Origin of the sequence: Enterovibrio nigricans DSM 22720, from assembly GCF_900167155.1 — a bacterium.
In the GTDB taxonomy this organism is placed as follows: Bacteria; Pseudomonadota; Gammaproteobacteria; order Enterobacterales; family Vibrionaceae; genus Enterovibrio; species Enterovibrio nigricans.
The window spans coordinates 1-11,283 of sequence record NZ_FUXU01000101.1 but is presented as its reverse complement, the minus strand read 5'-3'; the positions used below and the strand labels follow the sequence as shown (position 1 = coordinate 11,283).

General features: G+C 46.3%; 9 protein-coding genes. 5 read left to right on the top strand and 4 right to left on the bottom strand.

Going from position 1 to position 11,283, the window contains the following annotated elements; all coding sequences use genetic code 11:
- Positions 1 to 138 precede the first annotated feature (138 nt).
- The 3 genes from B5D35_RS20760 to B5D35_RS20750 all read left to right on the top strand — a co-directional run bounded on the left by B5D35_RS20760 (position 139) and on the right by B5D35_RS20750 (position 3,147).
- Positions 139 to 669: a hypothetical protein gene (locus tag B5D35_RS20760; RefSeq protein ID WP_139367817.1), complete on the top strand. Its 531-nt coding sequence runs from the start codon at positions 139 to 141 to the stop codon at positions 667 to 669.
- 423 nt (positions 670 to 1,092) lie between these two features.
- Positions 1,093 to 1,794, top strand: coding sequence for a flagellar brake protein (locus B5D35_RS20755; protein WP_078754398.1), 702 nt, complete (start codon positions 1,093 to 1,095; stop codon positions 1,792 to 1,794).
- Between the two features lie 51 nt (positions 1,795 to 1,845).
- On the top strand, positions 1,846 to 3,147 hold the full coding sequence (locus B5D35_RS20750; protein WP_078754397.1) for an alpha/beta fold hydrolase: 1,302 nt from the start codon (positions 1,846 to 1,848) through the stop codon (positions 3,145 to 3,147).
- A 53-nt stretch (positions 3,148 to 3,200) separates the two neighbouring features.
- Here the strand turns inward: B5D35_RS20750 and B5D35_RS20745 are convergent, their stop codons facing one another.
- A complete protein-coding gene (locus B5D35_RS20745; RefSeq protein WP_078754396.1) occupies positions 3,201 to 3,641 on the bottom strand; it encodes a hypothetical protein in 441 nt (146 codons plus the stop codon).
- A gap of 500 nt (positions 3,642 to 4,141) precedes the next feature.
- On the opposite strand from B5D35_RS20745, the gene rarD reads away from it, so the two are divergent.
- Positions 4,142 to 5,041 (top strand): EamA family transporter RarD, encoded by a 900-nt coding sequence (gene rarD, locus B5D35_RS20740; protein ID WP_078754395.1) that lies wholly within the window; start codon positions 4,142 to 4,144, stop codon positions 5,039 to 5,041.
- 68 nt (positions 5,042 to 5,109) lie between these two features.
- On the opposite strand, the gene B5D35_RS20735 is transcribed toward rarD, so the two are convergent.
- The 3 genes from B5D35_RS20735 to B5D35_RS20725 all read right to left on the bottom strand — a co-directional run bounded on the left by B5D35_RS20735 (position 5,110) and on the right by B5D35_RS20725 (position 10,463).
- Positions 5,110 to 6,045 carry a CorA family divalent cation transporter gene (locus B5D35_RS20735; protein WP_078754394.1) on the bottom strand — a complete coding sequence of 312 codons (936 nt, stop codon included), beginning with the start codon at positions 6,043 to 6,045 and terminating at the stop codon, positions 5,110 to 5,112.
- Between the two features lie 141 nt (positions 6,046 to 6,186).
- On the bottom strand, positions 6,187 to 9,336 hold the full coding sequence (locus tag B5D35_RS20730; RefSeq protein ID WP_078754393.1) for an efflux RND transporter permease subunit: 3,150 nt from the start codon (positions 9,334 to 9,336) through the stop codon (positions 6,187 to 6,189).
- 5 nt (positions 9,337 to 9,341) lie between these two features.
- Positions 9,342 to 10,463, bottom strand: coding sequence for an efflux RND transporter periplasmic adaptor subunit (locus B5D35_RS20725; protein WP_078754392.1), 1,122 nt, complete (start codon positions 10,461 to 10,463; stop codon positions 9,342 to 9,344).
- Between the two features lie 533 nt (positions 10,464 to 10,996).
- Between B5D35_RS20725 and B5D35_RS20720 the strand changes: the two genes are divergently transcribed.
- A complete protein-coding gene (locus tag B5D35_RS20720; protein WP_212567562.1) occupies positions 10,997 to 11,245 on the top strand; it encodes a hypothetical protein in 249 nt (82 codons plus the stop codon).
- Positions 11,246 to 11,283 lie beyond the last annotated feature (38 nt).

Here is an 11,283-nt window from a genome sequence, read left to right as displayed (position 1 = left end):
CTTACAGGACTGGGTATGCCTGAAACTCAGTATATTGCTTAAGAACCGAACAACTTTAGGCTGCCATGTCTTCCAACCGAATTAAGCAACAAAGCCACACTGAAGTACACCGCACTGAACCTTAATGGCGATAACAAATTGCCCTATATCCGAATTGATGGCAGGTGTGGTTACTCAGATAGTGATAATGAAATCCCAATGGGAGAAAATGTCACATGGACGACGCCTCCTCTCCCTAAAGGTTGTCAATACACTATATGGGGCGATTCTTGGGTAGGCAGAGGTTTAATAAGGCATGACCGCATTTTCTCCGATGATGATATCGGTTCAAGCGGCCACTGGACAACCGGGTATTTTAAAAAATTCACACTACTCCCAGACGATCCGGATGCTGCTTTAACATACCGAGTAGAGTACGACCTCCATAAAGGAGCACTGGATTGTGGGAAAGTTGGCCTTACGCTGTATTACATGGACGTCTACCAAAGCAAAGATGTAAGCAGTAATGAAAGCAGTGAATTGGACTTTGGTGTAGGTGAACAGATTGTTATTGATGATGTTCCACCAGAACTATATGGTGTTTATCAACGACTCGTGATGGGAAGTAGAAATGGTCAATTGTGTAGTGGATCTGATACAAACGAAATGAATGAAGCCTATATAAAATAGCGACGAAGAAAGAGTATTTTGAAATAGCCTCAACACATAGGGGCTATTAACTTTAATACCTATAAATACTGTTTTAAATCTATAAACGTCGTCTAGAGCCCCTCAAGTAAGGGGCTTGGTTTCGTAGATAACATGATGCTACTCGTACTACTGATAGTGGTTTTCGCTCAAGATCGCTCATAACACGAAAGCCTTTCTGCCGCAGATATCGACACTCTTCAAGAACAGCATGGGTACTTTCTCGCGCTACGTTGATGAATATTTTATCAATACACACCTTATTTGTGCGTTGCTTCAATGTATTGATGTCGTAAATATCAACCTAGTGACTATTCACAGTAAAATCACCGTCTTAATTATGAGAATTCACTCTACCAATGTTTCCTTTGGCTGATTTCATTCTCTATACATACATAACACCAAATGAATACCACAAATACACTATTGCCATCCGTTTTCCTACCGACGATTTCTGTCGGTTGTGCGCTCTCTTTGGAACTGAAATACAAAGACAACATCAGCGCTTTTACTGGCGCATCTAAGCTCATTGGCTACCGAGACAAAAAATACATCTTGCTTGAAACACCGTCAGATCCGGAACTCAGTAAATTGCTGAGCGATCCCTCTGGCTTACAAATCGTTGTTAAAGGTCTTAACGCTTCCCGATATGGCGAAATTTTTGCTTTTAAATCTCACATACTCAGTGTGATGCATCGCCCCGAAAAAATGCTGGCGATAGCCCTGCCAGATATCGTGAATATTCACCGTATGCGACAACACGCCCGCTACAACGTTTCACGGATTGTTCAATTAGAAATTGACGGACGAAACACCTTGGCGAAACTTGCCGACGTCTCACTCGGCGGTTGTGCAATTCGGACGTCTTCAAATCTTTTTGTCGATACAGGAGAAACCATTCGCGTCATCATCAATTCGTTGTTTGAAGAGCCAGTATATTTTGATGGTGTGGTCGCCTCTGTCAGCGGACACGGTGAAGGCATCCAACTGGGTATTCAATTCAACGAACCCGAGACTGACTTGCTAAAGAACACGCTAGGCCGGTTAATCGTTCAGGCTGATATTCTTGCCGAAACAGCGAAATCATGTGAGGAAACGACGGCATAAATACGTTAAATTCTGTTGATAGTGACACGGCCACTTGCAACAGGATGAACAATGCAAAAAGAATTTATCGCTGACGGCTTATTTTACCGTCAGCATTCATTTGATTTACCGCTCGATCACCAACAACCTCAGTCAACACGCATCAACGTCTTTGCACGAGAAGTGGTGGATTTGGCTAAAGATCAGACCGAGCTTCCTTGGCTGGTTTATTTTCAAGGTGGCCCCGGATTTCCTTCACCAAGGCCAGATGCATGCAGTGGTTGGTTAAAACGCGCATTAAAAGAGTACCGCGTACTGCTTCTCGATCAACGTGGTACAGGTCTTAGCACGCCGCTCACCCTCCAAACCCTCTCTCATCTGTCTTCGGATGCTCAGGTCGAATTAATCCAGCATTTTCGGGCAGACAATATCGTACGCGACGCAGAAGCCATTAGAGATCGGCTAGGTATTGATAAGTGGTCGATATTAGGGCAAAGCTTTGGCGGTTTCTGTGCATTAACCTATCTGTCTTTTTTCGCAGATAGTCTTGAGCGCGTCTTTATAACAGGGGGTATCCCGTCTTTAACACGCCATACAGATGATGTGTATCGCGCCACTTACCAACGCGTCATCGATAAAAACGACGCCTTTTTCGCTCAATTCCCTGCTGCGCAAAAAATGTGTCAGGACATCGCTGACTTTCTTTCGGTAAACGACGTTGCTTTACCAAATGGCCAGACGTTTACGGTTGAACAATTCCAGCAGATCGGTATCAATTTAGGTCGCAGCGGTGCCAACTTGCCGATGTACTATCTGTTAGAGGATGCATTTGTCGACACGCACGAAGGCATGGTGTTGAGCCATGCATTCCTGTTGGCGATGCTGAACGAACAAAGCTATCAAACCAATCCTATCTATGCCTTTTTGCATGAGCCCATATACAACCAGATTGCATCGTCAAATTGGTCAGCTCACCGCGTGCGGAATACCGCGTTTACCCAATTTAATTATGAGAAAGGCAAACCGTTCCTGTTCACTGGCGAGATGGTCTACCCATGGATGTTTGATCAAATGGCCTGCCTCGTACCGCTAAAAGATGCGGCTAACATGCTGGCGACCAAGCAAGACTGGCCCACTCTTTATGATAGCAACGCGCTTGCAAACAACAAGGTGCCCGTTGCCTGCGCTGTCTATGCCGACGATATGTATGTTGAGATGGATTATTCTAGAGAGACATTACGAGGGTTAGCAAACAGTCGCGCATGGATAACGAACGAATATGAGCACAATGGACTAAGGGCGGATGGGGAAAAGATATTAGACCGTTTAATCAGTATGGCCGATGACATTGCTCAACGGCCAGAAAACCGCTAATTCTCTTCAAAATGTCGGCTCGGAGCGATCAGTCTAGACCGAGCCGAACGCTTTTAGCTGTTCCCTACAAGCGACCAAGCGTAAACGTCACCACTTTCCAGCATTTCAATTTTCACCAATGACAGCTGTTTTTCACAGATAAGTGCCATTACCTGAGAAAACGGGATCGCTTCGATATCAAAACAGGTCAGATACAATTTCTTTTTCGTTTCCGACGCTAAATGGATAAGCTGGAAAAGGTCTTCACTTTTAAGCGTATGCACATCTATTGCAGCAATAAACGGGCAATCACGCGATGTCATTTCCAGCCATTCCTCATCGGTGATTGAAGGGTTCCCACCGCTGTATGCTTTACTCGCTTTATACACATCGATAGATGGCTGGCGATCGCCGTATTGCTGAGTAATAAACTCTGTTTTTCCTGAACGGTGTGGGCCTACTACGATTGCAACATCATGCGTTTGCAAGTGAGTCTGCATATCAATCCATTTCATTAGTTCCCTTATTTAAGCAAAAAACATAAGAAGGTTCGGAATGCCTGACTCATCCTTGGGGACTCAATCTGTTTCATCATTCCTGAGTTGATATCACTCTAGCAGATCTGAACGTATGTTTTCACAGAGAAAGCCCAGTCGCATTCGCACTTTCTGAAGTCTTTTTACTCACCGAGGGTGTAGGCTTAAACGTGCAAGTATTACGAAACAATAAAAACAGGCATCCGGACACCTAAAAATACATATAAAGGTGTCAAAAATGGAGACTTAAGGCCGACTACACATACAAAATCTCTTCAACAAAGTACGTTTTAAATTTGTAGCAATACTCTTTATATTAGTGAGTTAAAACGTTAGCGCTTTTCACAAATGTGACTTTTTAAGCATTACCTATTATTCGCAAACTGTGATTACGTTTATTGCCTTTCTATCACTTTACAAATCGCCTATTCGCTATACAATCGCGCATCCTCCTCCCTTTTTCATTCAGGTACATTTCGATGACTCCGACACGTTATGGCAACGTGATGGCGGCGATCGCCTTCGTCTTGTGGGGCTCGCTACCGCTTTACTATCAATTTCTACCCAATGCCGCCATGGGCGAACTGTTAGCATTCAGGATTGCGGCTTCCGTACCTTTCCTAATCCTTATTTTGCGGTTGAGAAAGGGATATTCTCCTAACTGGAACTCACTGATTGCAGACAAAAAATCGTTTTTCTTTGCGTCAGTCGCATCCGTTGCGATGTGTATTTCATGGACAGCATTTACCTGGGCAATGACAAATGACCGTGTATTAGACGCAAGTCTTGGCTTTTTCATCAACCCTTTGCTTGTTATTGGGTTAGGTGTCATCGCCTTCAAAGAAAAACTCACACTCGGCCAATACGCGGCGGTGGTTTTCGGTGCACTGGGGCTGAGTTACCAGATTTGGCAGTACGGTGAGATTCCCGTGGCAGCCATGTTGATGGCAGTGTTTTTCGCGTTATATGGCTGGAGTAAGCGTTACGTAAAATACGATGCAATCTCCAGTTTGTTTGTAGAAGCCATTGTTCTATTGCCATTTGCAGCACTCTACCTCGCTTATACAATGGCGACGGGAACCAGTCAGGCAATGTCAGGCGATACGTCTACCTTGCTGCTCTACATCGGTGCGGCACCTATTACCCTGTTACCGCTGTTCTTTTTCTCAGAAGCGGTGAAGCACGCAAAAATGTCGATGGTAGGCTTAATGCAATACATTGAACCTAGCCTTCAGTTTTTACTTGCGGTGATTGTGTTTGGTGAAGCTTTCGACAGCGTGAAGACAGTGAGCTTTGGCTTGATTTGGTTAGGGTTGGCGATCACGATAATCGAAAGCTTAGTGAGGGTAAAACCCAAGCCGGATTTACCGCAGCACTAACTCTCCCTTTCAACGGTCAGTACGCGTTTTCGCCTACTGGCCGTTTTTCTTTTTTCGTCGTCAGATCATCAAATAAATCGCATCTTCTTCAACAGCAACACTTCTACGGCCACCACAACCAAAAGCGCTACGCAAAACACGGTAAATGCCAATGGGTTATTTAGACCCGGCATCCCGCCAATGTTCACGCCGAGAAGGCCGGTAAAGAAGCCCGCGGGAAGAAAAATACCCGCCACGACCGAAAATAGATAAGTGTTTCTGTTCATTACTTCCGATTGTTTTTGATTCACGCTGGCTTGATAGAGATTAATTTGATCAATATAAAACTCAATCGATTCATTGATACGGGAGATCGTGTCTAAGCAGTTCTTTACATGGTTTTTCTGCTGCTTCAAAACAGGTAAACGCGCGTTGATGAGATCGTCAAATGCATAACCCTGCGGCTTCAAATAGCGGCGTAACCTCAGCAATCGGGAATACAGTTGATTCAGTGCTTGTGGCGTGATCGTCGATGCGTCATCTAACTCATCGATGGTGTCTTCTACTGGGTCTAGAAAATCCGAAATGATCTCATTTACACCATTGAACATACCCAGCAGCAAAGAAGATAAATCTTTTGGCCCCTCCCCATTTTTCAGCTTTTCTAGCAAGGTTGAAACGGCTCGTGAAGGCACCTTTCGGGTGGAAACCATTGCACCGTTAAACCAAAGGATCCTTAAGCTCATCATGTCGTCAGGATCAGAACCTTCATTCATGTTGATACTGCGTAAGATGATAAGGAAACAATCCTCGCTAAATTGTTCAAAGCGAGGGCGCGTGTCATCCGCAAGCAGAGAATCAATAATGGCTTCGGGGATGTGGTTTTGTGTTAGCCACTCGCGGCCCCCTTCGCCATCACGCTGACAATGAAACCAGTTTCCCTTTTCGATACGAACTGGCTTGGGGTCGTTTTGTTTTGCTGTGCCTGATGAGAAATCCCAGCTCGTGACAATAAAATCGCTCATATTCCGCCTCCGTGTCGGTCAAACGCTATGGAAGCTAACATGGTAGAAAACGGTGAATAAATCCAATCTAAAACCAGCCAATCCCCGAACATGAGACAAAAAAAGGGTGCCCTAAGGCACCCTTTCTAGCATCGGTTCTCTTTAGTCATCCAGCTCAATCAGCTTGGTTGACCCTCCGTGATGTTTCTCACGCGCTCGTTGAATCGCGGCGAAGAAACCAGGGATCAAGAAGGTACCTGCAAGAAGTACAAACAGCAGACCACCTGTCAGGGAGATACCCAGTGAATTCTGGCTAATATGACCCGCGCCGCTTGCAAAAATCAGCGGCAAGATACCCAGAATGAATGACCAGGATGTCATGTTAACCGCACGGAAACGCAGTTTACCGCCCGCAACTGCAGCATCATTGATGGAGAGTTCTTTCTCTTCACGCCCATACTTACCGAATTCAACGATAAGAATCGCGTTCTTCGCGGCCAATGCAATGAGCAGAACCAAACCAATCTGCGCATACAAGTTCAGCGGCGTGCCTGTCATGGCCAATGCGAAGAAGGAGCCTAACGTCGCAACGGGAACGACAAGGATGATTGCCAGAGGAATACTCCAACTTTCATACTGCGCCACCATAAACAGGTAGATAAAGATCAACGCCAAAGCAAACGCATAGATAGCAAGATTACCGGCTTGCTTCTCTTGGTATGCCATGCCCGTCCATTCAAACTGGTAGCCCTGTGGCAGCATTTCAGCCGCTACACGTTCCATTGCTGCAATCGCATCACCTGAAGAATAACCAGGTGCCGGTGAGCCTTGAATGACCGCCGAACGGTACATGTTGTAACGCCAAGCAACATCCGGCTCAAACACCTGTTCAACATCAATTAAGGTACTCAATGGGATCATGTCACCCGATGTCGAACGAACGTGGAAACGCCCTAAGGAATCCAAATCGTTACGGTAATCCGTATCTGCCTGAATCGTTACACGGTAGTTTTTACCGAACAGCGAGAAGTCGTTAATGTACATACCCGCAAGGTTACCTTGCAGCGTGGTAAAAATTTCAGAGAGCGGGATGCCCAACTGCTTTGCTTTTTCACGGTCTACATCAATGTAAAAGTGCGGAACATTGGCGCGGAACGTACTGAATGTTCGCCCAATCTCTGGCTGTTCATTCGCTTTAACCATGATCTGCTGCATCAGCATTGCCAAATCACTTCGGCTACGGCCTAAGGTATCCTCCAACACGAACTCAAAGCCTGACGCGGCTCCCATGCCCGGCACGGCTGGCGGCCCCATTGCAAACACAACCGCTTCTGGAAGCTGCATTGCCGCTGCACCATTAATGCGGTTAGTGATCGAGAATGCGTCATGATCACCTTCAAGATTCTGGCGGGTTTCCCAATCCTTCAGCTTGATAAACATCGATGCACCGTTTGATGCCGCTGCACCCGTCAAGAACGCAAAACCGTTTGCCACGGTTGCCGCCTCAACGCCCGGTTCATTTTTGATGATTTGCGTCAGCTTGCGTGTCACTTCTTCCGTACGCGATAACGATGCGGCATCTGGCAACTGAATGTTAACCAGCAACACACCCTTATCTTCTTGAGGAACGAAGCCCGTTGATGTGGTTTTTGCGAAATAACCAGCAGCACCTACCGCCACGGCAAATAACGTACCCAGAATGAGTGTCTTGCGCACCAAGAAACCGGCAATCGAACCATACTTGTTGGTTACCGCTTCCAGACCACGGTTAAACGCCGTAAACCAACGGGCATGGTTTTCCTCACCTTGCTTCAGCACAAGTGCACACATCGCTGGCGATAAGGTCAACGCGTTAATCGCTGAAATCAACACCGAGATACAGATGGTCAATGCAAACTGTCGGTACATGATCCCCGTGATACCGGGCAGCATGGCAACAGGAAGGAACACCGCCAGCAGTACCAACGTAGAGGTGATGATAGGGCCTGTTACCTCTTTCATCGCAATCAAGGTTGCTTGACGCGGACTAAGGGACGGGTCCTTTGCCATATTGGTATCAACGTTTTCGATAACCAGAATGGCGTCATCCACCACGATACCGATTGCTAGGATCAAACCAAACAAGGTTACGGTATTGATTGTAAAACCGGCCGCCAACATGATAGCAAAGGTACCAATAAGCGATACCGGAATGGCAACAACAGGGATCAAGGTCGAGCGGAAGCTACCCAAGAATAGATAGGTAACTGCAATCACCAGAATGACCGCCTCAATCAACGTTTTAACAACGCCTTTGATCGATTCAGATACAAACAGCGTGGTATCGTAACTTGCTTCGTATGCCATGCCCTCTGGGAAGCCATGCGACAACTCTTCCAAGCGATCCATGATCAAACCGCCACTCTCCAATGCGTTTGCATCAGATTGGAGGTTCAAGATAACAATAGACGCAGGACGGTCACGGTATTTACCGTTACCTGAGTAGAATTTACGGCCCAAAGAAATATCAGCGATATCTTTCAGGTAAACCATGGTGCCATCCGCATTCGCACGGACGACAACATTCTCAAACTCTTCCACAGAGCCGAGGCGGCCTTGTGTCACCAGCTTGAAAGTCATTTCCTGAACGTTGTCAAAAGGTGGTGCGCCGATATCACCCGCAGCAACCTGCACGTTTTGTTCAGCAAGCACTGAACGTACATCTGACGTCGTGATACCGAGGTTCGCCATCTTTTCAGGGTTCATCCAAACACGCATTGCGTATTCACCGCCGCCCACGACGTTAACCTCACTGATGCCTTTTACACGCGCCAGCTGGTCTTTCACGTTCAAGTTAATGTAGTTAACCAAAAACTGATCATCATACTTGCCTTCAGGCGAGTAAAAGTTCAGTACCATCAACAGGTCAGGCGAACGTTTTTTTACCGTCACACCCACCTGACGAACTTCCGGTGGCAACTTAGATTCAATCTGCGCGACACGGTTCTGTACATTGACTTGCGCCATGTCAGGATCCGTGCCGATATCAAACGTCACGTTTAAGCTGTAAGAGCCGTCATTGGCACTTTTAGAAGACATGTAAATCATGTTTTCTACGCCATTGACGGACGTCTCTATCGGGTCAGCCAGTGCTTGTTCTACCACTTCAGCACTCGCACCCGAGTAAAGCGCAGATACGTTAACTGACGGAGGGCTAATTCGAGGGTATTCCGCGACGGGCAAGCTCATCATTGCGATGGCACCCGCCAGGGTCAGAATAATGGATATAACCAGCGCAAACTTAGGTCGCTGGATAAAGAAACGACTCAGCATCTGCGTTACGCCCCTTCACCTTGAAGACGTACCGTCATGCCATTGCGAACACGCTGCAAGCCTTTCGTCAGCACTCGCTCGTTTTCATTCAAACCTTCGCGGATAATAATTCCTTTGTCGGTTTGTTCGCCCAAAATGACATTACGACGTTCTACTTTGTTGCCTTCTTTCAGCACCATGATGAAATCACCTTCCAAATCTGTTTGAACCGCCAGACGCGGAATAATGATGCTTAGTTGTGATTTTTTATCTTTGACGATGACATCAACGTATTGACCAGGAAGCAATCTATGCTCAGGGTTCGGGAAGCTTGCACGCAGGCCGATTGTGCCCGTTTTGACATCAATACGGTTGCCAAGGTAGTCAATGTTACCCACATGCTCGTAGTCATAGCCTTTGCCCAAACGCAGATAGACTTCGACCAATCCTCCACGTCCTTTGCCACTGCCGGAGACCATGTCTGCGCCCATTTCCAGACGCTGTTTTTCACTCATTGAAAAAGAGGCTTGCATCGGGTCAAGGCTCACAATGGTGGTCAAAACGCCAGTAGACGGCGACACGAGATCACCCAGGCTTGCATTGCTCTTGCTGATTCGGCCCGTGAATGGTGCAACAATCGTGGTGTGTGATAAGTCCAGCTCTGCCGCTAGCAGTTGCGCGTCTGCAGATTTCACACCCGCTTCCGCTTGCAATTTCACTGCCGTCAAACGGTCAAATTCTGATTGGCTGATGCCACCACGAGGCAACAAATCCTGACCACGCTCGTAGTCCAGATTTGCATTGTGAAGGCCCGCTTTCGCTTGAGAAACCGCCGCTTGAGCACTGGCGACTTTTGCTTCATACAGAGAAGGGTCTATTTTATAGAGTAATTGCCCCTTTTGAACCAATTGCCCTTCTTTGAAATAGCGCATTTTCAAATAGCCAGAAACCTGCGGGACAATGCCTACATCTTCCACCGCTTCTGTTCGTCCGACAAAGGTTTGAATCGGCTGATAGTTAATCAGCTCCGCAGATTGAGCACTGACGAGAGGAACGAATGCTTTATTTTTTGGTGCTTGATCATTTCCGCAACCAGCAATAAAAACGACGCTAATAAGCGCAGGAAGCATTAACTTCCGGTTGATCATGGTGTTCTCCTTCCCTAAATCACGAAGCAATTAGCTAAACGCTGTAGGAACAAAATGGGGGTTAAAACGTTCTCAGAGATTGACGTAACGGCAAACTAATTTGACTGCATTATCAGCAATATGAGCAAAAATCACGCACTCAAACCTATTTTCCAATTTATCGCAGTCAGTATGCATAGGATTCCTTTCTCGAAGCTGTACAGCGTTATAAAAATCCGTGGGATTTAAACCAATTAATAACACTTCGGAAAACAACCTGAACGAGACAGGAGCAGCACAGCGCCGTGTTTTTTTCGGGGGTATGAGGAGGTTATAGAAGTCAGAAAGCCCCCTTTTTGTCTATAGATTCAGCACGATGGCGCGTACGTCTTTTCAATATATTTTTCCATTAAAATCAATGCAATGAACAACATACTGCGCACTTATGAGTCAATAGTCCCATAAATGCACCAATGCTTAACTACACTTTCTTGTAGTTAAGTACTGAACAAACAAACTTTTAACACGTGGATAAATGTATCAAGGTAGACGTTATGAAGGTCGTAAAAGCCATTGCTAAAGTACTGACGCTAATCCTGTTTGTCCCAATGGTGGCGTCTGCGCAGCCCGTTAAGGGCTCACACCTAAAAGTGTTTATTCCCAGCCTGCCCTATATCTACATTTCCCATTCAATTAACGCCGCATTGCTCAAGCCTGCAAATAATGAACGCGGTTGGGAATACGACATGGCTGTTGCACACCGGCTTTGTTGCTTAATTCGGTTGGAAGACATGGCAGCCTAAAGTTGTTCGGTTCTTAAGCAATATACTGAGTTTCAGGC